The 26,346-nt window shown below is 71.9% G+C and carries 21 protein-coding genes; 5 read left to right on the top strand and 16 right to left on the bottom strand.

Going from position 1 to position 26,346, the window contains the following annotated elements; all coding sequences use genetic code 11:
• Nucleotides 1-248 precede the first annotated feature (248 nt).
• Both AC07A4_RS34990 and glnA read right to left on the bottom strand, forming a co-directional pair.
• On the bottom strand, nt 249-1,205 hold the full coding sequence (locus tag AC07A4_RS34990; RefSeq protein WP_478606749.1) for a hypothetical protein: 957 nt from the start codon (nt 1,203-1,205) through the stop codon (nt 249-251).
• Between the two features lie 579 nt (nt 1,206-1,784).
• Nucleotides 1,785-3,194, bottom strand: coding sequence for a type I glutamate--ammonia ligase (gene glnA, locus AC07A4_RS34985; RefSeq protein ID WP_150510631.1), 1,410 nt, complete (start codon nt 3,192-3,194; stop codon nt 1,785-1,787).
• A 210-nt stretch (nt 3,195-3,404) separates the two neighbouring features.
• Here glnA and AC07A4_RS34980 point away from each other — a divergent pair, with 210 nt between their 5' ends.
• Nucleotides 3,405-3,872, top strand: coding sequence for an RDD family protein (locus AC07A4_RS34980; RefSeq protein ID WP_478606748.1), 468 nt, complete (start codon nt 3,405-3,407; stop codon nt 3,870-3,872).
• A gap of 211 nt (nt 3,873-4,083) precedes the next feature.
• Here the strand turns inward: AC07A4_RS34980 and AC07A4_RS34975 are convergent, their stop codons facing one another.
• From AC07A4_RS34975 to lipB, 4 genes are all read right to left on the bottom strand, one after another.
• Complete coding sequence (locus AC07A4_RS34975) at nt 4,084-4,788, bottom strand: DUF4191 domain-containing protein (protein WP_478606746.1); 705 nt, start codon at nt 4,786-4,788, stop codon at nt 4,084-4,086.
• A gap of 30 nt (nt 4,789-4,818) precedes the next feature.
• Nucleotides 4,819-5,022, bottom strand: coding sequence for an SCO2195 family GlnR-regulated protein (locus tag AC07A4_RS34970; RefSeq protein WP_478606745.1), 204 nt, complete (start codon nt 5,020-5,022; stop codon nt 4,819-4,821).
• A 408-nt stretch (nt 5,023-5,430) separates the two neighbouring features.
• On the bottom strand, nt 5,431-6,396 hold the full coding sequence (locus tag AC07A4_RS34965) for a lipoyl synthase (protein WP_478606743.1): 966 nt from the start codon (nt 6,394-6,396) through the stop codon (nt 5,431-5,433).
• 139 nt (nt 6,397-6,535) lie between these two features.
• On the bottom strand, nt 6,536-7,405 hold the full coding sequence (lipB, locus tag AC07A4_RS34960; RefSeq protein ID WP_478606742.1) for a lipoyl(octanoyl) transferase LipB: 870 nt from the start codon (nt 7,403-7,405) through the stop codon (nt 6,536-6,538).
• Nucleotides 7,406-7,657: 252 nt separating this feature from the next.
• Here lipB and AC07A4_RS34955 point away from each other — a divergent pair, with 252 nt between their 5' ends.
• Nucleotides 7,658-9,100, top strand: a complete 1,443-nt coding sequence (locus AC07A4_RS34955) for a regulator (protein ID WP_478606740.1) — start codon at nt 7,658-7,660, stop codon at nt 9,098-9,100.
• Nucleotides 9,101-9,249: 149 nt separating this feature from the next.
• On the opposite strand, the gene AC07A4_RS34950 is transcribed toward AC07A4_RS34955, so the two are convergent.
• Both AC07A4_RS34950 and AC07A4_RS34945 read right to left on the bottom strand, forming a co-directional pair.
• Nucleotides 9,250-10,635 (bottom strand): NAD(P)/FAD-dependent oxidoreductase, encoded by a 1,386-nt coding sequence (locus AC07A4_RS34950; RefSeq protein WP_478606738.1) that lies wholly within the window; start codon nt 10,633-10,635, stop codon nt 9,250-9,252.
• Nucleotides 10,636-10,930: 295 nt separating this feature from the next.
• The gene (locus tag AC07A4_RS34945; RefSeq protein ID WP_478606736.1) at nt 10,931-11,869 is read right to left on the bottom strand and encodes a TIGR01777 family oxidoreductase; all 939 of its coding nucleotides are present in this window, start codon (nt 11,867-11,869) and stop codon (nt 10,931-10,933) included.
• Nucleotides 11,870-11,931: 62 nt separating this feature from the next.
• Between AC07A4_RS34945 and AC07A4_RS34940 the strand changes: the two genes are divergently transcribed.
• Together AC07A4_RS34940 and AC07A4_RS34935 are read left to right on the top strand one after the other, a co-directional pair.
• Nucleotides 11,932-12,420: an N-acetyltransferase family protein gene (locus tag AC07A4_RS34940; RefSeq protein WP_478606733.1), complete on the top strand. Its 489-nt coding sequence runs from the start codon at nt 11,932-11,934 to the stop codon at nt 12,418-12,420.
• Nucleotides 12,421-12,535: 115 nt separating this feature from the next.
• Complete coding sequence (locus AC07A4_RS34935; RefSeq protein ID WP_478606731.1) at nt 12,536-13,708, top strand: PP2C family protein-serine/threonine phosphatase; 1,173 nt, start codon at nt 12,536-12,538, stop codon at nt 13,706-13,708.
• 25 nt (nt 13,709-13,733) lie between these two features.
• Here the strand turns inward: AC07A4_RS34935 and AC07A4_RS34930 are convergent, their stop codons facing one another.
• On the bottom strand, nt 13,734-14,255 hold the full coding sequence (locus AC07A4_RS34930; protein WP_478606778.1) for a DUF4240 domain-containing protein: 522 nt from the start codon (nt 14,253-14,255) through the stop codon (nt 13,734-13,736).
• Nucleotides 14,256-14,388: 133 nt separating this feature from the next.
• Between AC07A4_RS34930 and AC07A4_RS34925 the strand changes: the two genes are divergently transcribed.
• The gene (locus tag AC07A4_RS34925; protein WP_478606728.1) at nt 14,389-15,324 is read left to right on the top strand and encodes an SDR family oxidoreductase; all 936 of its coding nucleotides are present in this window, start codon (nt 14,389-14,391) and stop codon (nt 15,322-15,324) included.
• Here the strand turns inward: AC07A4_RS34925 and AC07A4_RS34920 are convergent.
• The 7 genes from AC07A4_RS34920 to AC07A4_RS34890 form a co-directional block, all read right to left on the bottom strand.
• On the bottom strand, nt 15,315-16,292 hold the full coding sequence (locus AC07A4_RS34920) for a helix-turn-helix transcriptional regulator (protein WP_478606725.1): 978 nt from the start codon (nt 16,290-16,292) through the stop codon (nt 15,315-15,317). The genes AC07A4_RS34925 and AC07A4_RS34920 overlap by 10 nt on opposite strands.
• Nucleotides 16,293-16,496: 204 nt before the next feature.
• Entirely contained in the window at nt 16,497-19,193 is a 2,697-nt protein-coding gene (gene aceE / locus AC07A4_RS34915; protein WP_478606724.1) for a pyruvate dehydrogenase (acetyl-transferring), homodimeric type, read from the bottom strand.
• A 331-nt stretch (nt 19,194-19,524) separates the two neighbouring features.
• The gene (locus AC07A4_RS34910) at nt 19,525-20,160 is read right to left on the bottom strand and encodes a GntR family transcriptional regulator (RefSeq protein WP_478606722.1); all 636 of its coding nucleotides are present in this window, start codon (nt 20,158-20,160) and stop codon (nt 19,525-19,527) included.
• A gap of 126 nt (nt 20,161-20,286) precedes the next feature.
• A complete protein-coding gene (gene sucB, locus AC07A4_RS34905) occupies nt 20,287-22,056 on the bottom strand; it encodes a 2-oxoglutarate dehydrogenase, E2 component, dihydrolipoamide succinyltransferase (RefSeq protein WP_478606719.1) in 1,770 nt (589 codons plus the stop codon).
• 61 nt (nt 22,057-22,117) lie between these two features.
• Nucleotides 22,118-23,506, bottom strand: coding sequence for a dihydrolipoyl dehydrogenase (gene lpdA / locus AC07A4_RS34900; RefSeq protein WP_478606716.1), 1,389 nt, complete (start codon nt 23,504-23,506; stop codon nt 22,118-22,120).
• Nucleotides 23,507-23,837: 331 nt separating this feature from the next.
• Entirely contained in the window at nt 23,838-25,406 is a 1,569-nt protein-coding gene (locus AC07A4_RS34895) for a leucyl aminopeptidase (protein ID WP_478606713.1), read from the bottom strand.
• Between the two features lie 103 nt (nt 25,407-25,509).
• A complete protein-coding gene (locus tag AC07A4_RS34890) occupies nt 25,510-26,310 on the bottom strand; it encodes an adenosylcobinamide-GDP ribazoletransferase (protein ID WP_478606711.1) in 801 nt (266 codons plus the stop codon).
• Nucleotides 26,311-26,346 lie beyond the last annotated feature (36 nt).

Below are 26,346 nucleotides of genomic sequence, written 5' to 3'. Positions count from 1 at the left end.
GAGTGAGATCACCAACCGAACGACCAGGAGCCCTGCCACGTCACAGGCCCTCCCGAGCAGCCCCACCCCTCAGACCCGAGGATGAGAAGCCTTCAGTGAATACTCACCTCTCTGTGAAACCCGGCGACGGGCAATGGTTCCGAGGAGCCGATTGTGAGCCATAAGTAGTCGGCCCGCTGCGCTGCCTGCAGCACCATCTCTGATGGCAAGGGCAGTCTCTGGGTCGGCATGAACGAATTCGACTGCAGTCAGCCCGCATTGTTCTGGCGACGCCGGGGAAAGGGGGCTCCGACCGGCCAGTGTTCGGACAAGTCGAGGGCGGTGTGGATTGGGTTGGCCGGTGCTTGGTGGTGAACGTGGGCATTGACCAGTTGTGCCGTTTTCCAGTTAGGTAGGACGGGAGCCCGAAGAGAACTGGGGTTGGGGCTCTGCCACAGGACGGGGGTGTTCTTGGTCCAGGTCCAGGGTGCCGGGTTGTCTACGGTGAGCACGCCGCTGACCCGGCTGTGAGCGTGGGCGTAGGTGCCGGTCCAGTAGCCGTAGGGCTGTCGGCCGAAGGTCGGTGTGCTGTTGTGGACGTACTCGACGGAGGTTCCGTACAACGCGGTCTCTACTTCTTCGTCTTCAGGGAAGGCGCCCGCACGGCCAACCGCCACGATGAACGGCAGCGCTAGATCGCCGTACTTCCCTCCCTTCTTCTTGACTGCGTCGAGCACTTGATCCGACTCGTCATTGAACCAGGTCATCGGGGGGTAGAAGCCGATTGTCCTGCTCGTTGGATCTCCTCGCCTATCGGGGCTACGGGGGATCGCCTTGAACGAGAGGGACCAGTCGGCCTCCTGCCAGGTGTGCTTGGGTAATGGGGCCTTGTCGGCGATGACCTGATCGGGATCCAGGCTGGCGAGCCACCGCTCCAGCCCAGTTTTCAGCCGCCTTTGCGAGGGTGTTCCTGACCCTGTCTGGTGAATCCTGTATGACACGAAGAAGTTGGGGCTCGGCACACCGTCGATGGCATCGATCAGGACGGGCGGGAGCTGCCTGTTGGATGCCGTTCCGTCCAGGCGTTGGACCGTCCATTTCGCCTCGACGACGAATTGCTGGCCCTCGCAGGTGACTAGGAAGTCGGGGTTCCTGCCGCGAGTACCTATTCCAGGCTCGATCTCCACGGTGCAGCCGGACCCAAGCAGCATCTCGTGCAGGTACAACTCCCACAGCGCGGAGGAGACGTTTGCGTCGGAGTTCCGGTCTCGAAGCCGACTGCGCAAGCCGGGCTGATCCTGATCAGGGAGGTGCGAGCACCACTCGCTGATCCCAGTACGGACCGGCGATCCTGTCATAGAACTCTGATTCCGGCTCCGCAGCTCGCCTCACCGAGGCGTCTGTCCGATTCCAGCTCGCGTATACGACCACGACCAATGAGCGTAGATGGTCCCACCGGCGACTCCCATAGATTTTCTGCGGCGGGGTGGGCTGCAGGGCTCAGGTGGGATGGCTTTCTGGACGCTGCCATGTCACAGTTCACGTCAGGTAGCGGATCAGAGCCAGCCTGTGCGGAGAGACGTCGTGAATGGCATGTGGTCCGGGCAACGAGTGAAGGCCGTCACTTGTAAGTGACGGCCTTCACTAACGTGTCTGACACCGAGTCAGGGTTTGTGTGCTCCGGTGCACACTCGGTGCACAACGCAGTGGAAAATCAGCCAGGACCCGTGAGAACTCGCGAGAAGTGCTTCCGCAGGTCACGACACGTTTCGGTTGATCCCTCGCAGGCCACCCGACCCCACCCTTTAGATGTCGAAGTACAGCTCGAACTCATGCGGGTGCGGCCGCAGCTGGATCGGGGCGATCTCGTTCGTGCGCTTGTAGTCGATCCACGTCTCGATCAGGTCGGAGGTGAAGACGCCGCCGGCCTGGAGGTACTCGTTGTCCGCCTCGAGGGCGTCGAGGACCGCGGGGAGGGAGGTGGGGACCTGGGGGACGCCCGCGTGCTCCTCGGGGGCGAGCTCGTAGAGGTCCTTGTCGATCGGCTCGGCCGGCTCGATCTTGTTCTTGACGCCGTCGAGGCCCGCGAGGAGGAGGGCGGAGAAGGCCAGGTACGGGTTCGAGGACGGGTCGGGGGCGCGGAACTCGACGCGCTTGGCCTTCGGGTTGGAGCCCGTGATCGGGATGCGCATCGCGGCGGAGCGGTTGCGCTGCGAGTAGACCAGGTTGACCGGGGCCTCGAAGCCGGGGACCAGGCGGTGGTAGGAGTTCACCGTGGGGTTGGTGAAGGCGAGGAGGGAGGGGGCGTGCTTGAGGATGCCGCCGATGTAGTAGCGGGCGGTGTCCGAGAGGCCCGCGTAGCCCTGCTCGTCGTAGAAGAGGGGCTCGCCGCCGGTCCACAGGGACTGGTGGACGTGCATGCCCGAGCCGTTGTCGCCGAAGATCGGCTTCGGCATGAAGGTCGCGGTCTTGCCGTTGCGCCACGCGACGTTCTTCACGATGTACTTGAAGAGCATCAGGTCGTCGGCGGCGGCGAGCAGCGTGTTGAACTTGTAGTTGATCTCCGCCTGGCCCGCCGTGCCCACCTCGTGGTGCTGGCGCTCGACCTTCAGGCCCTGCTTGTCCAGCTCAAGGGAGATCTCGGCGCGCAGGTCGGCGAAGTGGTCGACCGGCGGGGCCGGGAAGTAGCCGCCCTTGTAGCGGACCTTGTAGCCGCGGTTGTTCTCGACCGCGCCGGTGTTCCAGGCGCCCGCCTCGGAGTCGATCTCGTAGATCGAGCGGTTGGCGGAGGTCTCGAAGCGGACCGAGTCGAAGACGTAGAACTCGGCCTCGGGGCCGAAGTACGCGGTGTCCGCGATGCCGGTGGAGGCGAGGTAGGCCTCGGCCTTCTTGGCGACGTTGCGCGGGTCGCGGGAGTACTGCTCGCCCGTGATCGGGTCGTGGATGAAGAAGTTGACGTTGAGGGTCTTGTCCCGGCGGAAGGGGTCGACGCGGGCCGTCGACAGGTCCGCGCGCAGCGCCATGTCGGACTCGTGGATGGCCTGGAAGCCGCGGATGGACGAGCCGTCGAAGGCCAGCTCCTCCGTGGGGTCGAACGCCTCGGCCGGCACCGTGAAGTGCTGCATCACACCCGGCAGGTCGCAGAAGCGGACGTCTACGAACTTCACGTCCTCATCCGCGAGGAACTTCTTGGCGTCGTCGGCGTTCTGGAACATCCAGCTCCTCCTACTCCCGCCCAGGAGGAGCGGGGTTGCAGCTCGGTCGTGCGGCCAGTGCGGTGGCACACGCTGGACCCGACCATAGGGACGGGGGATTTCTCAAGCGTGACCCATTTGTTTCGCCGAAGTTAACCGGGCCGGTGGCGCGGGGGCCGTACGGGGGCCCCGCCCGTCCCCGTATCAAAAGGGGCGCAGTACCGTGGACGGGTGGACAACAGGCAAGCAATCGGATCGTGGCTCTCCGGCCCGCGCGCGGCAGCCGAGGAGGCGGGCGTCGACTTCGGATACCGGGGCGAGCGGCTCGGCCTGCCCGAGGAAGGGCCGGGCTCCATCGCGCGGCCGGGGCGCAGGATCGCGGCGATCGCGATCGACTGGGCGCTGTGCATGGTGATCGCGTACGGCCTGTTCGCGGGCGGCAGCGCCCAGGCGGCGGGCAACTGGGCCCTCGGCCTGCTCTTCGTGATGAGCGTCCTGACCGTGGGCACCGTCGGCTGCACCCCGGGCAAGCGCCTCCTCGGCCTGCGCGTCATCGCCGAGGGCGGCGGCCGCCTCGGCTTCGGCCGCGTCATCGTGCGCGGCGCGCTCCTGTGCCTCGGCATCCCGGCCATCATCTGGGACCGCGACGGCCGCGGCCTGCACGACCGCCTGGCTCGCGCGGTGCAGGTGCGGATTTAGCTTTCCGGTGCGCATGCGTGCCGGCTTCCTGGCACGCGCCACCCGCGTGTTCCGGCTTCCTGGCACGCGCCACCCGAGCAGGCACCACGCGCGACCACGCGCCACGCGACCACGCACCACCCAACGACAAGCCCAACGACAAACAAGCGGGGCGGCCCGAACCCTTCGGTTCCGGCCGCCCCGCTCGGCGTAGACGCGTACGACGCGCGCGCTAGCGCATCTTCGGGCCCTTCGGCATGCGCACGTTCTTCGGCATCGGCCCCTTCGGCAGGGGCATGTTGCTCATCAGGTCGCCCATGGCCTTCAGGCGGTCGTTGGTCGCCGTCACCTGGGGGCCCTGGAGGACGCGCGGGAGCTTCAGGAGCGTGGTGCGGAGCTTCTTCAGCTCGACCTGGCCCTCGCCCGTGCCCACGATCACGTCGTGCACGGGGACGTCCGCGACGATGCGGGCCATCTTCTTCTTCTCGGCGGCCAGCAGCGGCTTCACGCGGTTCGGGTTGCCCTCGGCGACGAGGACGATGCCCGCCTTGCCGACGGTGCGGTGCACCACGTCCTGACTGCGGTTCATCGCGACCGCGGGGGTCGTCGTCCAGCCGCGGCCGATCTTGTCGAGCACCGCGGCCGCCGCGCCGGGCTGGCCCTCCATCTGCCCGAAGGCCGCTCGCTCGGCGCGGCGTCCGAAGACGATCGCCATCGCGAGGAAGGCGAGCACGAAGCCGAGAATGCCGAGATAGATGGGGTGGTCGAGCCACAGACCGATCGCGAGGAAGACACCGAAGGTGACGATTCCCACAGCCGCGATGATGAGACCGATCTTGGAGTCGGCCCGCCGGGTCATCTTGTACGTCAGAGCGATCTGCTTGAGTCGCCCCGGGTTCGCCGCGGCGTCAGCCGCGGTGGTTTCCTTCCTCGCCATGGGGCGAAGTCTACGTGCCCCCGCGAGTGACTACGACGTGCGGGTTGTTCCCGCCTCTTCCAGCACGCGCTGGGCCTCGGACCGGTCCTTCGCCCGGCGCCGGTCCTCGAGGACGGACGTCCAGGCGTTGCGGCGGGCGGTGCGCTGGCCGCCGCTCATGAGCAGCGCTTCGACGGCGCGGAGCGCGTCGGTGACGGACGGGATGGCGTTGGCGCGTACGGGCGCGGCCTGCATGGTGATGCCCTCCGAGAAGCGATGGTGAACGGGGGAACGCTACGAGTGGGCACTCGCTGGCACTGCGTTGTGGTGGGGGCCGGTGGCCGGGACTACCACCCGGGCTCTGGGTAAGGCTCTACGTGCGGTAGTTCCAGCGTCACTGATTGGTGTTACCAGGGCGTGACCGAGCGGTCAAACACCGATGAAGCCTTGACGCGAGGGCCCCAAACGTTGACGCGGCCTCTACGGGCACCCTCACCTGCGGGGACCGTGGAGGCCGCGTCTTCTCGGCCATTACTGGGTGGTAGTCACTTGTGCGCGGATTCACACGCGACCCGGGCGGGCCGGGCGCTACCCGTGCGGGCCGGGTGCCGCCGCCGGTGCGGCGGGCCGGGCGCCGCGCCCGGAGCGAACCGGGCGCCGCCGTCAGACCGCCTGCGAGGCGACGTAGGCGCCGCGCTTCTCGATCGCCATCTGGTACAGCCGCCCCGCGCGGTACGAGGACCGCACCAGCGGACCCGACATCACGCCGGAGAAGCCGATCTCCTCGGCCTCCTGCTTCAGCTCCACGAACTCGGCGGGCTTCACCCAGCGCTCGACCGGGTGGTGGCGCGGCGTGGGGCGCAGGTACTGGGTGATGGTGATCAGCTCGGTGCCCGCCGCGTGCAGCTCGCGCAGCGCCTCGCTGATCTCCTCGCGGGTCTCGCCCATGCCCAGGATCAGGTTGGACTTGGTGACCAGACCGGCCTCGCGGGCCTTCGTGATGACCTCGAGGGAGCGCTCGTACCGGAAGCCGGGGCGGATCCGCTTGAAGATCCGCGGCACCGTCTCGACGTTGTGCCCGAGGACCTCGGGGCGGGACGAGAAGACCTCGGCCAGCTGGTCGGGATCGGCGTTGAAGTCGGGGATGAGCAGCTCGACCTTGGTGTAGCCCTCGGCGCGCTCCGCCGTCATCGCGTGGATCTGGCGGACCGTCTCCGCGTACAGCCAGGCGCCGCCGTCCTCCAGGTCGTCGCGGGCGACGCCGGTGATGGTGGCGTAGTTCAGGTCCATCGTGACGACGGACTCGCCGACGCGGCGCGGCTCGTCGCGGTCGAGGGCCTGCGGCTTGCCGGTGTCGATCTGGCAGAAGTCACACCGGCGCGTGCACTGGTCGCCGCCGATGAGGAACGTCGCCTCGCGGTCCTCCCAGCACTCGTAGATGTTGGGACAGCCCGCCTCCTGGCAGACCGTGTGCAGGCCCTCGCTCTTCACGAGCTTCTGCATCTGCGTGTACTCGGGGCCCATCTTCGCCCGGGTCTTGATCCACTCGGGCTTGCGCTCGATGGGGGTCTGGGCGTTCCGGACCTCCAGGCGCAGCATCTTGCGTCCGTCGGGTGCGACTGCGGACACATCGGCTCCCTGCATAGCTGGCGTAACTTCGATTCGTCGGCGCACCCCAGGGTACGCCCGTTATCTCATGGGGCTTACTCCTGGCCAACCTCTGGCCAAGGGGGTGCATTCCCGTGCGCGCCCCCCAGCCGTGCGGCGGCTAGGAGAGGGCCGTCTCGGGGACCCGCCCGGCGGCCGGTTCCGCGGCGGCGGACCCGGCAGTCTGCTCGGGCCGCTGCTCGATGACCCGCGGCTTCAGGTCCGCGTTCTCCAGGACGTCCTTGAGGTGCTTCTCCACCACCGGCAGGACGTCGGCGATCGTGAGGTCGCGGCCCACCTCGTTCGCGATCGACGTCACGCCCGCGTCGCGGATGCCGCACGGCACGATCCGGTCGAACCAGGTGTTGTCCGGATTCACGTTCAGCGCGAAGCCGTGCATCGTGACGCCCTTGGCGACGCGGATGCCGATCGCCGCGACCTTGCGGTCCTCGCGGCGCTGGCCCGCGTTGGAAGGCGCGTACTCCGGGCCGTTCAGCCGGGGGTCGAACTCGTCGTCCGCCAGGCGCGGGTCGAAGTCGAGGCTGAGGCCGCCGAGTGCCGGGCGCCGCTCCACCGGATCGCCGAGGACCCACACGCCGCTGCGGCCCTCGACGCGCGTGGTGGCCAGACCGAACTCGGCACACGTTCGGATAAGTGCCTCTTCCAGACGGCGTACATGTGCTACGACGTCCACCGGACGCGGCAGTTTCTGGATCGGGTAGCCCACGAGCTGCCCCGGGCCGTGCCAGGTGATCTTGCCGCCGCGGTCGACGTCCACCACGGGCGTGCCGTCCAGCGGGCGCTCGCTCGGCTCGGTGCGGCGGCCCGCGGTGTAGACCGGCGGGTGCTCAAGGAGCAGACAGGTGTCGGGGACCTCGTCCGCGAAGCGGGCCGCGTGCACGCGGCGCTGCTCGTCCCAGGCGTCCTGGTACTCGACGTAGCCGGCCTTGTCCGGGCCGAAGCCCAGCCGGATGAATCGCAACTCGCCCACGGCGTGTGCCTCCCTAACCTCACCGTGCCCGTAAGCCACCACCGGGCCCGGAAACCTTCACCGTGCACGGATCGCGCCCCAGCCACTGTACGACTGGCGCCCGCCCGTCAGCCCTCTGGCCAATACTCACACGATCGGATGAATGCGGCTTGAAGGTCGGGATGCGGGCTATGAGTGCCGTTACATTCACGCCGTTCACGAGGCCATAAGGGCTGTTCACGACAGGCCCAAGGGCAGGAGACCGCACAGCTGATGACGGAACGACCCCCGCAGCGCACCCCCAACCGCCAGCTCGCCGCGCTTATCGCGGAAGCCGGATTCTCCAATGCGGGCCTGGCCCGTCGCGTCGATCAGCTAGGGCTCGAGCACGGGCTCGACCTCCGGTACGACAAAACATCGGTGACACGCTGGCTGCGCGGACAGCAGCCGAGAGGCACCACGCCCGCACTGATCGCCGAGGTCTTCACGCGCCGCCTCGGCCGCCGTCTGTCCGCGCAGGACCTCGGGCTCGACGCCTGCGCGCCGGTCTACGCGGGCCTGGAGTTCGCGGCCTCGCCCGAGGAGGCCATCGACATCGTCGGCGGCCTGTGGCGCAAGGACTCCGGCAGCCACGCCGAACTGCGCAAGATCGCGTTCACCCCGGCCGGGCTCGTCGTGCCGAGCCGGGACTGGCTGATCGGCCGCGCCGACGAGCGCGTCGCCCGCGGCGAACCGCAGCAGACGCCGCGCGTGCCCCCGCAGGGCCGCCCCGGCGTGCCCCGCCAGCGCCGGGACACCGACCGTGGCCCCGGCCACCGGGTGACCGGCGGCGACATCGCGGCGCTGCGCTCCGTCGGCGAGCTGTTCCGCGCCCTCGACCACGCCTACGGCGGCGGCCACGCCCGCCAGGCCCTGGTCCGCTACCTGGAGCACGAGGCGGAGCCGATGCTCCGCGGCACCTACAACGAACAGGCCGGGCGGCGCCTGTTCGCCGCGGCCGCCGACCTGACCCGGCTCGCGGGCTGGACGTCGTACGACATCGCGGCGCACGGCCTCGCCCAGCGCTACTTCGTGCAGGCGCTGCGCCTGTCGCAGGCGGCCGCCGACCGCGCGTACGGCTCCTACGTCCTGGTCACGATGAGCCGCCAGGCCGTCTATCTGGGGCACGGCCGCGAGGCCGTGCAGCTGGCGCGGGTCGCCCAGCAGGGCGTGGGCTCCTCCGCGCCCCCGGTCGTGCAGGCCCTGCTGCACGCCGTGGAGGCGCGCGGACACGGCGTGCTCGCCGAGGTGAGGGCGTGCACGGCCTCCATGGTGCGCGCCGAGCGCGCCCTGGAAGCCGCCCGGCCCGGCGACGAGGTGCCGTACTGGGCGCGCTTCTTCGACGAGGCGCAACTGGCCGACGAGTTCGCGCACTGCAACCGCGACCTCCAGCAGTACCGCGCGGCCGCGCAGCACGCCGAGCGCTCGCTCCAGCTGCGCGCCCCCGGATACGCCCGCTCCCGGCTCTTCTGCCGCGTCGTCCTCGCCAGCTCCCGGCTCGGCCTCGGCGAGCTGGAGCAGGCCTGCCAGCTCGGCGCGGAGGCCGCCCAGGCGGCGGGCGAGATGCGCTCGGTACGGGCCGTGGAGTACGTGCGCGACTTCGAGCGCCGCCTGGAGCCGTACCGGGACGCGGCGCCCGTGCGCGGCTACCGCGACAAGGTCGCGGCGCTCGGCTGACGCGGGAGCAGTGCCGGGGTGGCGGGATGTCCTCGTTCCGCCACCCCGCCACCCCGCTATCCCGTTATCCCGCCGCCCCGGCTCCCGGCGGGAAGAAGCCCCCGCGTGGGGGGCGCGAGGGCTTCCGGGGGAGCCGGTCAGACGGGTGCTCAGGCCACGGCGACCAGAGCGTCCTCCGGCTGCGATGGCGTGATCCCCAAGTCCGTGAGCACGGCGCGCGCCGCCCGCCGCCCCGAGTGCAGCGCGCCCTGCACCGTGCTCGTGTCGCGGTGGTCGCCGCACACGTACAGGCCCGACAGGAGCCGCACCGGGCGGCGCAGGTCGTGCGGCGGCGGCATCGCGGGCACCGCCTGGGCGGTGCGGTGGACGGCGAGCAGCTCCCAGCGCCCGGTCGAGGTGCCGTACAGCTCGGCGAGGTGGGCGAGCGCGGTGCGTTCGACGTCGTCCGGGGGCGGGCCGAGGACGGTCGAGGAGACGAGCGTGCGGCCCGCGGGCGCGCGCGTGGGGTCGACGCGGCTGACCACGGCGGTGTGCGCGACCGGGCCCCGGCGGTCGGCGTCAAGGAGCAGCGCTGGCTCGGCGAGCGGCGGCTCGGGCGCCGCGTGGTGGATCACGGTCACCGGGTGGAAGGGCGGCACCCGCAGGCCGGGAAGGAGTTCGGCGGCGGCGCGCGCGTCGGTGGCCAGGAGCACGCCGCGGCAGGTCAGCTCGCCGTGCTCGGCGGTCGTGACGCGGTTGGCGGCCACCGCGGTGACCCGGACGCCGGTGCGGACCGTGCCGGGCGGCAGAGCGGCCGCGATGAGCTCGGGCAGGGTGTCGGCGCCGCCCTCGGGCAGGCACAGGCGGCCGCGCGCGAAGGCGTGCAGGGCGAGGTCGGCGCACCGGCTCGACGTCGTCAGGTCCGGGTCGCACAGGAGCGCGGAGAGCAGGGGGCGCAGGAAGCCCTCGACGGTCCGTGCGGGCAGGCCGCGCGCGGACAGGGCCCGGGCGGCCGGGAGTTCGGGGCGCGCGAGGAGCCGCCGCACCGGCGTCCCGGCGAGCCGGGCGAGCGCGGCGCCGAGGCGGGCCTGGTCGAGTGCGCTCCCCAGGGGAGTGCTGCGCGCGGGCGGCCGGGACTGCCGGGGCGTGGTTCCGGGGGGCGTGCGGACGGGCCTCGCCACCCGGGGGGCGCCCGCGAGGGCGCGTGCCGCGCTGAGTGCGCCCCTTGTGCTCCCCAGGGGCTGGCCGCTGGGCACCGCGGCGCGGTGGTGGCGCCCCTCGCTGTGCACGAGCAGCCCCGGCGCGAACGGGCGAAGGACGAGCGCGTCGAGCCCTGGCGTGTGGCGCAGCTCCGGGTACGACGTGGTCAGCAGCTGTCCGATCCGGTCGAGCCGGAAGCCGTCGACCTTCTCGGTCGACATCCGGCCCCCGATGTAAGGTGCGGCCTCCAGGACGACGGTCGTTACCCCGGCCCTGGTCAGCTGGTGTGCGGCCGACAGTCCCGAGACCCCGGCTCCCACGATGACGACATCCGCATGGTGCGCAGGCTCTGGCACGTGCTCCTCCCGGAGGTTGCGCGGCTGCTGGGGACCCTTATGCCCTCCACGGAGCCGTGGAATCCCCGAGTCCACCACGAGGGTAGGAGTCCGGCCGGGCAACGGCAGTCGCGCATGGACCGGGCACGGTCGCACAGCGGTCGCACACCCGCGCCGAAACGATCGCGACCGGTCACACGCGGACCGCCGGAGCTCCGGCGGCCCTCCCCGGTGCCCCTCGTCGTGACCGCCTCACGCCGGGCGGCCGTCACCCCGGGCGGCGGTCACCTCGGGCGGCCGTCACGCCAGGCGGCCGTCACGCCAGTGCCGCCCGCACCGCCTCGTCGACCGTCGGGTGCGCGAACGTGAACCCGGACTCCACCAGGCGCGCGGGCAGCACCCGCTGGCTGCCGAGGACGTCCCCCGCCATCTCCCCGAGGACCACCCGCAGCACCGGCTCCGGCGCCGTGAACACGGTCGGCCGGTGCAGCGCCCGGCCCATCGCCGCCGTCACCTCGCGGTTGGTGACCGGCTGCGGCGCCGTCAGGTTGAACGGCCCCGACAGATCGTCCCGGGCCAGCAGATGCCGCAGCGCCGCCACCTCGTCGCGCAGCGCGATGAAGCTCCAGAACTGCCGCCCGTTCCCGAGCCGTCCGCCGAGACCGGCCTTGAACAGCGGGAACATCCGCCCCCAGGCGCCGCCCCCACGGGCCACGACCAGACCGCTGCGCGCGAACACCGTGCGCACGCCCGCCTCCTGGACCGGCAGCGCCGCCGCCTCCCACTCCACGCACATGGACGGCAGGAACCCCGCTCCCGCGGGGGCGCTCTCGTCGACGGCGCGGTCACCGGTCTCCCCGTAGTAGCCGATCGCGCTGCCGTTGAGGAACACGCGCGGCGGCTCGTCGAGCGCGGTGACGGCCGCGGCGAGCGTCCTGGTGCCGAGCACCCGGCTGTCGCGGAGCTCCCGCTTGTACGCCGCGCTCCAGCGCCGGTCGCCGACACCGGCCCCCGCCAGATTGACGACGGCGGTACAGCCCGCGAGCCCCGCGGTGTCCACGCGCCCGCCCTTGGGGTCCCAGCGCACTTCGTCCCGCGCGCTCGGCGCGCGCCGTACGAGACGCACCACCTCGTGTCCGTCGGCGGCCAGCGAGCGCGCGAGGGCCGCACCGATGAGGCCGGAGGCCCCGGCAAGGGCGACGCGGTGCGGCCGCGGCGCGGGCGCGGGGGACGGGTCCGGGCGCGTGGGTTCCATGGGTCCATCCTGCCGCGAAAAGGTCGGGTGGGCTGTCGTACCCCCGCCGTACAGTGGCGCTCATGCAGCAGACGTACATACGCGCGGCCCGCCCGGACGACGCCGACGCGCTGGCCCGCGTGGACCGTGAGAACTGGTCCACCGTGCACTCCGTGCAGTCCCGTCCGCAGCCCCCGTACGAGCCGTTCTTCTCCGAACGCTTCGGGCCCCGCGACCACTTGGTCGCCGAGCTCGACGGCCGCCTCGTCGGCTACATCCGGCTCGGCTTCCCCACCCCGCTCGCCGTCAACGCGCACGTGCGCCAGATCCTCGGCTTCGTCGTCGCCGAGGAGGCCCGCGGCAAGGGCGTGGGCCGGGAGCTGATGAGGGCGGTCGTGGCGGAGGCCCGCCGCCAGGGCGCGCGCCGGCTCACGCTGCGGGTCCTCGGGCACAACAAGGCCGCCCGCGCGCTGTACGAGGCGGAGGGCTTCGCCACCGAGGGCGTCCTGCCCGGCGAGTTCCTCCTGGACGGCCAGTACGTCGACGACGTGCTCATGGGCCGCTCCCTGTGACCCGGCCGCGCGGCCCCGGCGGCGCGCGGCGACACCCGACCTGACCGGCCCGGCGTGCGGGCGCCCCGCGCTCGTAGGAGCGTGAGGAGGACCCCCGTCGCCGGAAGGAGCACGGATGCCAAGGGCCGCGGTCGGGCGGCGGGACGCACACGGTCCCGACTGGCCCCGGCGCGCGCCCACCGCGCCCTGGATGCGCTGGCCCGCCCCGGTGCTCCTGGTCCTGACCGTCGTCATCCAGGTCCTCACGCCCAAGAGCCTCGACCTCAGCTTCCTCCTCGCCGCCGTCCCCCCGCTCGCCGCCCTCGCGTACGGGCCCGCCGCCACCGCGCTGCTCGGCGGCATCGTGCTCCTGATGCTCAACCTGCCGCGCTACGACCTCGGGCACCCCGGCGAGAGCGACACCGCGACCGTCGCCTTCGTGGCCGTGCTCAGCGTGCTCTTCGCCGCCGTCCGCAGCCGCCGCGAGGCCCAGCTCGTCACCGTCCGCACGGTCGCCGAGGCCGCCCAGCTCGCGGTCCTGCCGCCGCTGCCGGAACGGGTGGGGCCGGTGCGCTGCGCGGGTCTGTACCGGGCGGCGCAGCGCGGCACGCTGGTCGGCGGCGACTTCTTCGACGTGCGCCGGGGGCCGTGCGGGGTGCGGGCCCTGGTCGGGGACGTGCAGGGGCACGGGCTCGCCGCCGTCGGGACCGTCGCCGCGCTGCTCGGCGCCTTCCGGGAGGCGGTCCTCGACCAGCGGGACCTGGAGGGCGTCGCCGCCCGCCTGGACCGCCGCCTCGTGATCGACGCCCGGGACGCCCAGGAGGCGCAGGAGGCCCAAGGCGTCGGGGACACCGGAGGCACCCGAGGCACCAGAGGCCCAGGACACGGCGAGCCCGCCGAGCTCTTCGCCACCGCCGTGCTCCTGGAGTTCGGCGCCGAGGCCGACGAGCTGCGCCTGGTCTCCTGCGGCCACCCGCCACCGCTGCTGCTGCGCGCGGGCACCGTCACCGAGCTGGAGGTGACCCCGGCCGCCCCGCTCGGCCTCGGCATCGCCGGGGCGGCCCCGCCCCGGCAGGCCGTGGTGGCGCTGCGGCCCGGCGACTGGCTGCTCACGGTGACGGACGGGGTGACGGAGGCCCGGGACGCCACCGGGGCCTTCTATCCGCTGGCGGAACGGCTGCCCGCGCTCTTCGGAGCCGAGCACGACGACCCGGCGGCCCTGACGGACGCGATCTGGACAGACGTGGTCCGCTTCTCCGGAGGCGTCAGGGACGACGTGGCCCTGCTGGTGTTCGCGTGGGAGCGCTGACCGGCACCCCGCCGCGCGGCCGGGATCAGCGGGCGGCGAACCGCTCCCACAGCTTCGGATAGATCCGGGCGAGCACCGCGTCGTCCTCGAAGTCGACCGGCGTGCCCTCGGGCTCCGGCGGGGCGGGCGCGATGCCGAGGTCGGGGGCCACGGTGCCGGTGAGCTGCTCGTAGGCCTCGTCGGCCGCGTAGCCGAGCTCCTCGCCGTCGCCGTCGATCTCCTCGTCGAAGTCGTCGAGGAGGTCGGCAAGGGAGTCCGGGTCGTGCAGGGCGCCCTCGAAGACCTCGCGGCCCTGCCCGATCAGCCAGCACCGGAAGTAGTCGAAGGCGTCGTCGCTCACGCCGTCGAGCAGCACCCACGCGGCACCCCACAGGTCCCAGCGGTAGGCGCGGTTGTAGCGGGCCTCGAAGTGCCGGGCGAAGTCGAGCACGACGTCGGGGTCGGCCCGCAGCAGGCGCTCCACGAGCAGCTCGGCGTGGTCCTCGGGGTCGCCCTCGGCGGCCTCGCGGGTGCTGTCCACGATCTCCCAGAACTCCGTCTCGTCCATCACGGGACAAGCATCGGCCCTGGCGGGTGGGGGCGCACGCGGAGTGCGCCGGAAAGCTGCTGTGTCGTTATGCGTGCACATGCCCGTGGAAAGCCCGACAGAAGATGTCGGCTTTCGGTGTCAGGCTCCTCGCATGGACAACGCACAGAAGACCACGCACCCGCTCACCGGGAAGATCGCCCTCGTCGCCGGGGCCACGCGCGGCGCGGGCCGGGCCATGGCCGTGGAGCTGGGCCGCGCGGGAGCCACCGTGTACGTCACCGGGCGCACCACCCGCGAGCACGTCAGCGAGGTCGGCCGCGACAGCGAGACCATCGAGGGCACGGCCGACCTGGTGACCGAGGCCGGAGGCACCGGCATCGCCGTCCCCACCGACCACCTCGACCCCGACCAGGTCAGGGCGCTCGTCGACCGGATCGACCGCGAGCGGGGCCGCCTGGACATCCTCGTCAACGACATCTGGGGCGGGGACACCCATGTCGAGTGGGACAAGAAGATGTGGGAGCACGACCTCGACAAGGGGCTGCGCGTCCTGCGCCTCGGCGTCGAGACCCACATCGTCACCAGCCGCTTCGCGCTGCCGCTGCTCATCCGCAACGAGGGCGGCCTGGTCGTGGAGGTCACCGACGGCACCGAGGAGTACAACAAGCGCTACCGCAAGCCGTACTACTACGACCTCGCCAAGGCCGCCCCGCTGCGCATGGCCCGCGCCCTCGCCGAGGAGCTCACGGAGTACGGCTGCACGGCCGTGTGCCTGACCCCCGGCTGGCTGCGCTCGGAGGCCATGCTGGACACGTACTTCAAGGTCACCGAGGAGAACTGGCTCGACGGCACCCGGCAGAACCCGCACTTCGCGATCTCCGAGACGCCCGTGTACGTCGGCCGCGCCCTCGCCGCGCTCGCCGCCGACCCCGAGGTGGCGCGCTTCAACGGCCAGTCCCTGTCCAGCGGCGGGCTCGCCAAGGAGTACGGCTTCACGGACGTCGACGGCTCGGCGCCGGACGCCTGGCGCTACCTCACGGAGGTCGACCAGGACAGCCCCACCGCCGACGTGACCGGCTACCGGTAGAGCCCGGCCATCCGGGCCGCCGTGGCCGCGAACCGCTCGCGCAGCTCCGGCGGCTCCAGGACCTCCACCTCCGGCCCCAGGACGAGCAGCTGGGTGTAGGCGACGGCGGCGGACTCGACGGGCAGGGTGACGGTCACCCGGCCCCGCTCGTCGGGTTCGGCGCCCGCGAGGGCCTCGTGGGCGGCCGCGCGGTCGGTGACGTAGGGCAGCTGCCGCGCCCCGTCCGCGGAGAGCCGCAGCACGGCCTCGTCGCGCAGGATGGCCCGCGCGAACTGCGCGGCCCGCTCCTCCCAGAAGCCGGGCAGGTCGAACTCCTCGTCCCGGACGAAGCGGTCGTCGCCGGACACGGACGAGGACACGGCGGTGAACCGGTCGATCCGGTACACCCGGTAGGAGCCGCTGTCCGGAACGCGGGCGCACAAGTACCAGACGCCCGCCTTCAGGACCAGGCCGTACGGCTCCAGCTCCCGCTCCACCTCCGCGTCCTGGCGGCGGTAGCGGGCCGTGACGCGCCGGTCGTCCCACACCGCGTCGGCCACGGCGGGCAGCAGCTCGGGGGCCGGGGTCTCCTTGAACCAGCCCGGGGCGTCCAGGTGGAAGCGCTGGGACGCGTTCTGCGAGGCGTCGCGCAGGGAGGGCAGGAGGGCGGCGGACACCTTCAGACGGGCCGCGGACGCGGCGTCCTCCAGGCCCATCTCGCGCAGCGCTCCCGGCACGCCCGAAAGGAACAGCGCCTCCGCCTCGCTGCGGGCGAGCCCCGTCAGACGGGTCCGGTAGCCCCCGATGAGACGGTAGCCGCCCGCGCGCCCCCGGTCCGCGTACACCGGCACGCCCGCCTCCGAAAGGGCCTGCGCGTCCCGCGTGATGGTCCGCTCCGACACCTCGAGCTCCGCCGCGAGTTCGGCCGCGGTCATCGAGGGCCGCGACTGGAGCAGAAGCACCATCTTGATGAGCCGGGCAGCGCGCATGCCCCCATGATGCCCGGGCCCACAAGCCGACCGAACAACGCACCCGCAGCGCCACGCGTCGAGGAGGCCGCTTCGCAGCTCAGGGGCGCACGGGTGGGCGGGTGGGAGAAAATCCGCCGCGAAGCGGCGGCACAGAAAAAGCGCAGAAAAAAGAGGGGGTGCGGGGAAGAAACCCCCGCACCCCCCTAGCGTCGAGCCGGAGGCTTACAGACCGTAGGCGGCCCGAGCCTCCTTCACGGCGGCCGCAGGCACGTCCCCGCGCAGCGCGAGGCGCGCGAGCGCGGCGACCACGATGGACTCGGCGTCGACACCGAAGTGGCGGCGGGCCGCGTCCCGCGTGTCCGAGAGGCCGAAGCCGTCCGCGCCGAGCGAGGAGTAGTCCTGCTCCACCCACTGCGCGATCTGGTCCGGCACCTGGCGCATGTAGTCGGACACGGCGAGCACCGGGCCCTGCGCGCCGCCGAGCGCCTGGCGCACGTACGGCGTCCGCTCCTCGCCGCGCAGCACCGCCGCGTCCGCCTCCAGGGCGTCCCGGCGCAGCTCGGTCCAGGAGGTCGCGGACCACACGTCGGCGGCCACGCCCCACTCCTCGGCGAGCATCTTCTGGGCCTTGAGGACCCAGTGGATGGCCGTGCCCGAGCCGAGCAGCTGGATCCGCGCGGCGTTGGCGGCGGGGGAGTGCCCCGCCGTCTCGGCCGTGTTGAAGCGGTACAGGCCCTTGATGATGCCCTCGTCGACGCCCGCGGGCTTCGCGGGCTGCGGCATCGGCTCGTTGTAGACCGTCAGGTAGTAGAAGACGTCCTGGTCCTCGCCCGGCTTGGCCTCGCCGTACATGCGGCGCAGACCCTCCTTGACGACGGCGGCGATCTCGTAGGCGAACGCCGGGTCGTACGACAGGGCGGCCGGGTTCGTCGCGGCGATCATCGGGGAGTGGCCGTCCGCGTGCTGCAGGCCCTCACCGGTCAGCGTGGTGCGGCCCGCGGTGGCGCCGATGAGGAAGCCGCGGCCGAGCTGGTCGCCGAGCTGCCACATCTGGTCGGCGGTGCGCTGCCAGCCGAACATCGAGTAGAAGATGTAGAAGGGGATCATCGCTTCGCCGTGCGTGGCGTACGCGGACGACGCGGCGATGAAGTCCGCCATCGAACCGGCCTCGGTGATGCCCTCGTTGAGGATCTGGCCGTTCTTGGCTTCCTTGTAGTACATCAGCTGGTCGCGGTCGACCGGCTCGTACGTCTGGCCCTTGGGCGAGTAGATGCCGAGCGACGGGAACAGCGACTCCATGCCGAAGGTGCGCGCCTCGTCCGGGACGATCGGGACCCAGCGCTTGCCGGTCTCCTTGTCGCGGACCAGGTCCTTCAGGAGCCGGACGAGCGCCATGGTGCTCGCCACGTTCTGCGAGCCCGAGCCCTTGTCGAAGGAGGCGAAGACCTTGTCGGCGGCGGACGGCAGCGGGGCGATGGCGTGCGTGCGGCGGGCCGGGGCCGGGCCGCCGAGGGCCGCGCGGCGCTCCTGGAGGTAGCGCACCTCGGGCGAGTCGGCGCCGGGGTGGCCGTAGGGCACCTGGCCGTCGACGAACTGGGAGTCGGAGATCGGCAGCTCAAGAAGGTCACGCATGTTCTTGAACTCGTCCGTCGAGAGCTTCTTCATCTGGTGGTTCGCGTTCTTGGACGCGAAGCCCTCACCGAGGGTGAAGCCCTTGACGGTCTGCGCCAGGATGACGGTCGGCGCGCCCTTGTGGGCGAGCGCGGCCTTGTACGCGGCGTACACCTTGCGCGGCTCGTGGCCACCGCGGGAGAGGTGGAAGCACTCGAGGATCTTGTCGTCGGAGAGCAGCTTCGCCATCTCGACGAGCGCCGGGTCCTTGCCGAAGAAGTCCTGGCGGATGTAGGCGGCGTCGCGCGTCTGGTACGTCTGCACCTGCGCGTCCGGGACCTCGCGCAGGCGGCGGACGAGGGCGCCGGTGGTGTCGAGCGCGAACAGCTCGTCCCAGGCGCCGCCCCACAGGGACTTGACGACGTTCCAGCCCGCGCCGCGGAACTGGGCCTCCAGCTCCTGCACGATCTTGAAGTTGGCGCGGACGGGGCCGTCGAGGCGCTGCAGGTTGCAGTTGATGACGAAGGTCAGGTTGTCCAGACCCTCGCGGGCGGCGAGTGCGAGGGCCGCCGTCGACTCCGGCTCGTCCATCTCGCCGTCGCCGAGGAACGCCCACACGTGCGAGGCGGAGACGTCCTTGATGCCGCGGTTCGTCAGATAGCGGTTGAAGCGGGCCTGGTAGATCGCCGACAGCGGGCCGAGGCCCATGGAGACCGTCGGGAACTCCCACAGCCAGGGCAGGCGGCGCGGGTGCGGGTAGGACGGCAGGCCGTTGCCGCCCGACTCCTGGCGGAAGTTGTCGAGCTGCGTCTCGTTCAGACGGCCGTCGAGGAAGGCGCGGGCGTAGATGCCCGGGGACGCGTGGCCCTGGATGTACAGCTGGTCGCCGGAGCCGTCGCCCTCCTTCCCGTGGAAGAAGTGGTTGAAGCCCGTCTCGTACAGCCAGGCGGCCGAGGCGAAGGTGGCGATGTGGCCGCCGACGCCGTACTTCGAGCCGCGGGTGACCATCGCGGCCGCGTTCCAGCGGTTCCACGCGGTGATGCGGGACTCCATCGCCTCGTCGCCGTCGATGACGGGCTCGGCGGCGGTGGGGATGGTGTTGACGTAGTCCGTCTCAAGAAGCTTGGGCAGCGCCAGGCCCGCGCCCTCGGCGCGCTCCAGCGTGCGGCGCATCAGATACGCGGCACGGTGCGGCCCGGCCGCCTTGGTCACGGCGTCCAGCGAGGCCTGCCATTCGGCGGTCTCCTCGGGGTCGCGGTCCGGGAGCTGGTCGAGCTCGCTCGGCTGGATGCGGGAGGGGTCGGTCATTGACGCCGCCTTCCTGAGTCGGAGGGGTTCCCTTGCCTGGTCGGGCGGGGTCCCTTAACGGAAAGGGTCGGGGGTGTGCCCTTGGTCTTTGGCAGGACAGGGCGCGGGACTCGGGTGAGAGCCCGTCGTCGACTGTAAGCCCACGATCGATGATCGATCAAAGCGTTGAGTGGAAAACTTCCCTCTCAGGGCAAAAGTAGGCACAGGGTGCCACAGTGTGGGGCACCCTGTGCCTTTAAAACGCAGGATTCGCGCTGGTGGGGCGACGTATGAGCGGGGTCCGCGCGAGATGAGCGCGCCCGGGGCGCTCCTCTCCGGGCGGGCGCGGAGCCTACGCCTCGCCGTCCGGCCGGGGGGCGCAGCCGAGCACATGGGCCTTCACCAGCTCCGCGATCCGCGGATCCCGGCGCCGGAAGGCCTGTACGAGGGCCTCGTGCTCCTCCGCGTACGACTGCTGGACCGTGCCCAGCCAGCGGATCGAAAGGGCGGTGAAGACCTCGATGCCGAGGCCTTCCCAGGTGTGCAGGAGCACCGAGTTCCCCGCGGCCCGCACCAGCTCGCGGTGGAAGGCCACCGTGTGCCGCACCTGGCCGGTGCCGTCCTTGGCGCGGTCCGCGTCGTACAGGGCGGTGACGTGCGGTTCCAGGGCCGAGCAGTCGTCCGCGAGGCGGTCGGCGGCCAGCTCCGCGGCGATGGCCTCCAGGCCCGCGCGCACGGGGTAGCTCTCCTCCAGGTCCGCGGCGGTGAGATCGCGCACGCGCACGCCCTTGTTGGGCGCGGACTCGATCAGGCGCAGCGACTCGAGCTCCCGCAGGGCCTCCCGTACGGGCGTCTGGCTGACCTCGAGCTCGACGGCGATGCGCCGCTCCACGATCCGCTCGCCCGGCTTCCAGCGACCGCTCACGATGCCTTCCACAATGTGCTCGCGAATCTGTTCGCGCAGCGAGTGAATGACGGGCGCGGTCATAGGGAGGCTCCACGGGCAGAGGCGGGCGGGCGACGTCTAGACAATACGGCCGCGCCCCCGTCCGGAAACCTCCGGACGGGGGCGCGGCCGCCGATGAGACGAGTCTTACAGTCCGTCTCCAGTGCCTTACAGGCCGAGCTCGACCTCGAACTCGCCGGCCTCGAGGATGGCCTTGACCGTGGTCAGGTAGCGGGCGGCGTCGGCGCCGTCCACCAGGCGGTGGTCGTAGGACAGCGTCACGTAGGTCATGTCGCGCACGGCGATGGTCTCGCCGAGGTCCGGGTGGTTGATGACCACCGGGCGCTTGACCGTGGCACCGATGCCCAGGATGCCGACCTGGTTCGGCGGCACGATGATCGTGTCGAACAGCGCGCCGCGCGAGCCGGTGTTGGAGATGGTGAAGGTCGCGCCCGACATCTCGTCCGGGCTGATCTTGCTGGTGCGGACCTTGTTGGCCAGGTCGGCGGTCGCCTTGGCGATACCGGCCAGGTTGAGGTCACCGGCACCCTTGATGACCGGGGTCATCAGGCCCTTCTCGGAGTCCACGGCGATGCCGATGTTCTCCGAGTCGAAGTAGGTGATGGTGCCCTCGTCCTCGTTGATGCGGGCGTTGACGACCGGGTGGGCCTTCAGCGCCTGCGCCGCCGCCTTCACGAAGAACGGCATCGGGGACAGCTTGACGCCCTCGCGGGCGGCGAAGGAGTCCTTGGCCTTGGCACGGAGCTTCATCAGCTTCGTGATGTCGACCTCGATGACGCTGGAGAGCTGCGCCTGGCCGTGCAGCGCCTTCATCATGTTGTCGCCGATGACCTTGCGCATGCGGGTCATCTTGACCGTCTGGCCGCGCAGCGGGGACACCTCGATGGCCGGGGCCTTCGAAGCGGCCGGGGCAGCGGCGGCGGCCGGGGCGGCGGCGGCCGGAGCCGGGGCGGCCTTCGCGGCCTCGGCGGCGGCGAGCACGTCCTGCTTGCGGATGCGGCCACCGACGCCGGTGCCCTTGACCGCACCCAGGTTCACACCGTTCTCGGCGGCGAGCTTGCGCACCAGCGGGGTGACGTACGCGCCGTCGTCGGCCGGGGTGACCGGGGCCGGAGCGGCGGCGGCCGGGGCCGGAGCGGCCGGGGCCACGGGCTGCGCCGGAGCCGGGGCAGCGGCGGCGGGCTGCGCCGGAGCCGCGGGGGCCGGAGCCGGGGCGGCGGGGGCGGCCGGAGCCGGAGCGGCGGCCGGGGCCTCGGCGGGGGCGGCCGGGGCGGCGGCGGGGGCGGCCGCCGGAGCGGCACCGGCGGCGCCGATCACGGCGAGCTTGGCGCCGACCTCGGCGGTCTCGTCCTCGGCGACGGTGATCTCCAGGAGCACGCCGGAGACCGGCGCGGGGATCTCGGTGTCGACCTTGTCGGTGGAGACCTCAAGGAGGGGCTCGTCGGCCGAGACCTCCTCGCCGACCTCCTTCAGCCAGCGGGTGACGGTGCCCTCGGTGACGGACTCACCGAGCGCGGGCAGCGTGACGTCGGTGCCCTCGGCGGCGCCGCCGGCCGGGGCGGCGGGCGCCTCGGCGGGGGCGGCCGGAGCGGCCGGGGCCTCGGCGACGGGCGCCGGGGCGGGCTCGGCGGCCGGGGCGGGCTCGGCCGCGGGGGCCGGGGCCTCGGCCGGGGCGCCGGAGCCGTCGTCGATGACGGCCAGCTCGGCGCCGACCTCGACGGTCTCGTCCTCAGCGACCTTGATCGAGGCCAGGATGCCGGAGGCGGGGGAGGGGATCTCGGTGTCGACCTTGTCGGTCGAGACCTCGAGCAGCGGCTCGTCGGCCTCGACGCGCTCGCCTTCGGCCTTCAGCCAACGGGTGACAGTGCCCTCGGTGACGCTCTCGCCGAGCGCCGGAAGGGATACGGAAACCGCCATGGTTTCGGTTGCTCCTTACGAAATTGCGGAAGTCTGGTCGTCGCGCCCGATAACTGAAGGGTCAGTCGTGGGAGTGCAGCGGCTTGCCCGCGAGGGCCAGGTGCGCCTCGCCGAGCGCCTCGTTCTGCGTCGGGTGGGCGTGGATGAGCTGCGCCACCTCGGCGGGCAGAGCCTCCCAGTTGTAGACCAGCTGGGCCTCGCCCACCTGCTCACCCATGCGGTCGCCGACCATGTGGACGCCGACCACGGCACCGTCCTTGACCTGGACGAGCTTGATCTCGCCCGCGGTCTTGAGGATCTTGCTCTTGCCGTTGCCCGCGAGGTTGTACTTGAGGGCGACGACCTTGTCCGCGCCGTAGATCTCCTTGGCCTTCGCCTCGGTGATGCCGACCGACGCGACCTCGGGGTGGCAGTACGTCACCCGCGGCACGCCGTCGTAGTCGATCGGCACGGTCTTCAGACCGGCCAGGCGCTCCGCCACCAGGATGCCCTCGGCGAAGCCGACGTGCGCGAGCTGGAGGGTCGGGACGAGGTCACCGACGGCCGAGATCGTCGGCACGTTCGTGCGCATGTACTCGTCGACCAGGACGTAGCCGCGGTCCATGGCGACGCCCTGCTCCTCGTACCCGAGGCCCTGGGAGACCGGGCCGCGGCCGATGGCGACGAGCAGCACCTCGGCCTCGAAGGTCTTGCCGTCGGCGAGGGTGACCCGCACACCGTTCTCGGTGTACTCGGCCTTCTCGAAGAAGGTGCCCAGGTTGAACTTGATCCCGCGCTTGCGGAAGGCGCGCTCAAGGAGCTTGGAGCTGTTCTCGTCCTCGACCGGCACCAGGTGCTTCAGGCCCTCGATGACCGTCACGTCGGTGCCGAAGGACTTCCACGCCGAGGCGAACTCGACGCCGATGACGCCGCCGCCCAGGATGATCGCGGACTGCGGCACGCGGTCCAGGGTCAGCGCGTGGTCCGAGGAGATGATCCGGTTGCCGTCGATCTCCAGACCCGGCAGGGACTTCGGCACGGAGCCGGTCGCCAGGAGGACGTGGCGGCCCTGGACGCGCTGGCCGTTCACGTCCACGGAGGTCGGGGACGACAGGCGGCCCTCGCCCTCGATGTAGGTGACCTTGCGGGAGGCGACCAGGCCCTGCAGGCCCTTGTACAGGCCCGCGATGACGTCGTCCTTGTACTTGTGGACGGCCGTGATGTCGATGCCATCGAAGGTGGCCTTGACACCGAACTGGCCGGCCTCGCGCGCGGAGTCGGCGACCTCGCCCGCGTGCAGCAGCGCCTTCGTCGGGATGCAGCCGTTGTGCAGGCAGGTGCCGCCGAGCTTGTTCTTCTCGATCAGTGCGACGTCCAGACCCAGCTGCGACGCGCGCAGGGCCGCGGCGTAACCGCCGCTACCACCGCCGAGGATCACTAGGTCGAAAACGGTGCTGGCGTCGTTCGCCACGTCACGTCCTCCATGCATGTGCGCCGTGCGCCGGACCCCTCTTGCCGGGGGACGACCGGTCGGTCGGCTGGTATACGGCCGCTCTTCTTCGGCCCTGTGGTGGGGGCCCTGTCCTGCCGAGAACCCATCTTCGCACTTGTCGGCGGCAGGCGGGACGCCGGGCCGGGCTCAGGGGCGGCTGATCGCCGGTAGCGAGGGGTCAGGGCCACGTAGGAACATACGGATTTCATCCACAGCGAAATTCGCGTACGCCAGGGGAGCAGTACGCGCGTACGGCCCCGGGCACGAGGGCGTCCCGGGGCCGTACGCGTGGTGCCGCTGTGCCCTCGCGTCAGCCGAGGTCGCCCGCGGCCGTGCGCTCCGCGAGGCGCACCAGGGTGCGCACGGCGGAGCCGGTGCCGCCCTTGGGGGTGTAGCCGAAGGGGGCGGCCTCGTTGTAGGCGGGGCCCGCGATGTCCAGGTGGGCCCAGGTGATGCCCTCGCCCACGAACTCCTTCAGGAACAGGCCCGCGACCAGGCCGCCGCCCATGCGCTGGCCCATGTTGGCGATGTCGGCGGTGGGGGAGTCCATGCCCTTGCGCAGGTGCGTGGGCATCGGCATCGGCCAGGACGGCTCGCCGACCTCGTCGGCGATCTCGTGGACCGACGTGCGGAAGGCGTCGTCGTTGGCCATGATGCCGAAGGTGCGGTCGCCGAGCGCCATGACCATGGCGCCGGTCAGCGTCGCCACGTCGATGATCGCGTCGGGCTTGTCCTCGGAGGCCTTGGTGAGCGCGTCGGCCAGGACCAGGCGGCCCTCGGCGTCGGTGTTCAGGACCTCGACGGTCTTGCCGCTGTACATGCGAAGCACGTCGCCGGGGCGGGTGGCCGAGCCCGACGGCATGTTCTCGGCGAGCGCCAGCCAGCCGGTGACGTTCACCTCGAGGCCCAGGCGCGCGACGGCGACCACGGCCGCGAACACGGCGGCGGCACCGGCCATGTCGCACTTCATGGTCTCGTTGTGCCCCGCGGGCTTCAGCGAGATGCCGCCCGAGTCGTAGGTGATGCCCTTGCCGACGAAGGCCAGGTGCTTCTTCGCCTTCGACGAGGTGTACGACAGCTTCACCAGGCGCGGCGGGGCCTCCGAGCCCACGCCGACGCCGAGGATGCCGCCGAAGCCGCCCTTGGCGAGCGCCTTCTCGTCGAGCACCTGCACCTTGATGCCGTGCTCCTTGCCGGCGGCCTGCGCGACCGCGGCGAACGCCTCGGGGTTGAGGTCGTTCGGCGGGGTGTTGACCAGGTCGCGGGCGCGGTTGAGCTCCTCGGCGACGGCGAGGGCGCGCTCGGCGGCGGCCTTGAAGGCCTTGTCGCGCGGCTTGCCGCCGAGCAGGGCGACCTCGGCGAGCGGGCCCTTGGCGCCGCCCGCGTCCTTGGCGGCCTTGCCGGACTTGGCCTTGGCGGTCTTGGCCGCCTTGTCTTCGGCCATGTCCTTGTACGCGTCGAAGGAGTACGCCCCGAGCAGCGCGCCCTCCGCGACCGCGCCCGCGTCGTCGGCGTCCCGCAGCGGCAGCGCGAACGCGGCCTTCTTCGCACCGGCCAGGGCGCGCGCGGCAGCGCCGGCGGCCCGGCGCAGCGCCTCGGCGTCGTACGTCGCGTCCTTCTCGGGGACAGCGCCGAGGCCGACTGCCAGGATCACCGGCGCCTTGAAGCCGGACGGCGCGGGCAGCTTCGTCACCTCGCCCTCGCCGCCCGAGGCGCCGAGGGTCTCAAGGACGGACGCGAGCTTGCCGTCGTACGCCTTGTCCACGGACTCGGCGCCAGGGGCCACGACCGGTCCCTTGGCGCCCTTCGCGACACCGACGACGATCGCGTCGGCGCGCAGGCCGGACGCGGCGGCGGTGCTGAGAGTCAGAGCAGTCACGGTGCTGAAGTCCCTCTTTCGTTGGAGGTTTTTCATGGGTTCGAACGGGCTTTGGGGTGGTAAGCCCGTCGCGAGCCTACGCCCGTAAGCGATGCGGTGCGCCTCACTGTGCGTGTCGGCCCAGGGTGAGCACAAGCAACGCGGCCGTCGCGGCGGTCTCGGCGAGCCCGCCGAACACATCGCCGGTGACCCCGCCGAAGCGCCCGCGGCAGTGGCGCAGGAGCACCTCGGCCGCGGCGCAGGCGAGCAGGACGGCGGCCGCGTTCCGGGCGGCGTCGGGCCACCCCCCGCCGGACCCGGCTCCCGCCGCCGCGGCCAGGGCGGTGGTGGCCGCGAGCGCGGCGAGCGCCCCCGGCACCGGGACCGTGCCCGCGACGGCCGCGCCGAGGCCCTCGGGCCGGGCCGGGGGCACCCCGGTGCGGGCGGCCAGGGTGAGCGCGAGCCGGGCGGCGGTGGCCGCCACGGCGGCGGCGACCGCGCCCGTGGCCCAGCCCTCGTCGTACAGCTCGGCGAGGGCCGCGACCTGGGCGAAGAGGACCAGGACCAGCGTGATCACGCCGAACGGGCCGATGTCGGACCGCTTCATGATCCGCAGCGCGTCGGCGGCGGGCTTGCCGCTGCCGAGGCCGTCGGCGGTGTCGGCGATGCCGTCCAGGTGCAGCCCCCGGGTGCCCGCCGCGGGCACGGCCGTCGCGGCCACGGCGGCGAGCAGGGGACCCGCGCCGAGCGCGAGCAGCGCCGCCCCGAGGCCCCCCGCGAGCAGGCCGAGCACGAGCCCCACGAGCGGCGCCGCGAGCATGCCCGCGCGGGCCGCGTCCCGGTCCCAGCGCCCGACGCGCACCGGGATGACGCTGAGGGTGCCGAAGGCGAAGCGGAGGGCGTCGGCGGGGGTGGCTCTGGGCATCAGGCCACGCTACCCGCCGCCTGCGCACCCGCGGAC

This window comes from Streptomyces sp. NPDC043996 (assembly GCF_056435225.1).
This window is presented reverse-complemented; position numbering and strand designations above follow the sequence as displayed.

What these genes read in the sequence shown, in the direction of transcription:
- AC07A4_RS34930 (WP_478606778.1), bottom strand. Translation starts at nt 14,255, where the DNA reads ATGGACGAGACGGAGTTCTGGGAGATCGTGGACAGCACCCGCGAGGCC.
- glnA (WP_150510631.1), bottom strand. Translation starts at nt 3,194, where the DNA reads ATGTTCCAGAACGCCGACGACGCCAAGAAGTTCCTCGCGGATGAGGAC.
- AC07A4_RS34955 (WP_478606740.1), top strand. Translation starts at nt 7,658, where the DNA reads ATGACGGAACGACCCCCGCAGCGCACCCCCAACCGCCAGCTCGCCGCG.
- AC07A4_RS34945 (WP_478606736.1), bottom strand. Translation starts at nt 11,869, where the DNA reads ATGGAACCCACGCGCCCGGACCCGTCCCCCGCGCCCGCGCCGCGGCCG.
- sucB (WP_478606719.1), bottom strand. Translation starts at nt 22,056, where the DNA reads ATGGCGGTTTCCGTATCCCTTCCGGCGCTCGGCGAGAGCGTCACCGAG.
- aceE (WP_478606724.1), bottom strand. Translation starts at nt 19,193, where the DNA reads ATGACCGACCCCTCCCGCATCCAGCCGAGCGAGCTCGACCAGCTCCCG.
- AC07A4_RS34890 (WP_478606711.1), bottom strand. Translation starts at nt 26,310, where the DNA reads ATGCCCAGAGCCACCCCCGCCGACGCCCTCCGCTTCGCCTTCGGCACC.
- AC07A4_RS34920 (WP_478606725.1), bottom strand. Translation starts at nt 16,292, where the DNA reads ATGCGCGCTGCCCGGCTCATCAAGATGGTGCTTCTGCTCCAGTCGCGG.
- AC07A4_RS34970 (WP_478606745.1), bottom strand. Translation starts at nt 5,022, where the DNA reads ATGCAGGCCGCGCCCGTACGCGCCAACGCCATCCCGTCCGTCACCGAC.
- AC07A4_RS34910 (WP_478606722.1), bottom strand. Translation starts at nt 20,160, where the DNA reads ATGACCGCGCCCGTCATTCACTCGCTGCGCGAACAGATTCGCGAGCAC.
- AC07A4_RS34935 (WP_478606731.1), top strand. Translation starts at nt 12,536, where the DNA reads ATGCCAAGGGCCGCGGTCGGGCGGCGGGACGCACACGGTCCCGACTGG.
- AC07A4_RS34940 (WP_478606733.1), top strand. Translation starts at nt 11,932, where the DNA reads ATGCAGCAGACGTACATACGCGCGGCCCGCCCGGACGACGCCGACGCG.
- AC07A4_RS34925 (WP_478606728.1), top strand. Translation starts at nt 14,389, where the DNA reads ATGGACAACGCACAGAAGACCACGCACCCGCTCACCGGGAAGATCGCC.
- AC07A4_RS34975 (WP_478606746.1), bottom strand. Translation starts at nt 4,788, where the DNA reads ATGGCGAGGAAGGAAACCACCGCGGCTGACGCCGCGGCGAACCCGGGG.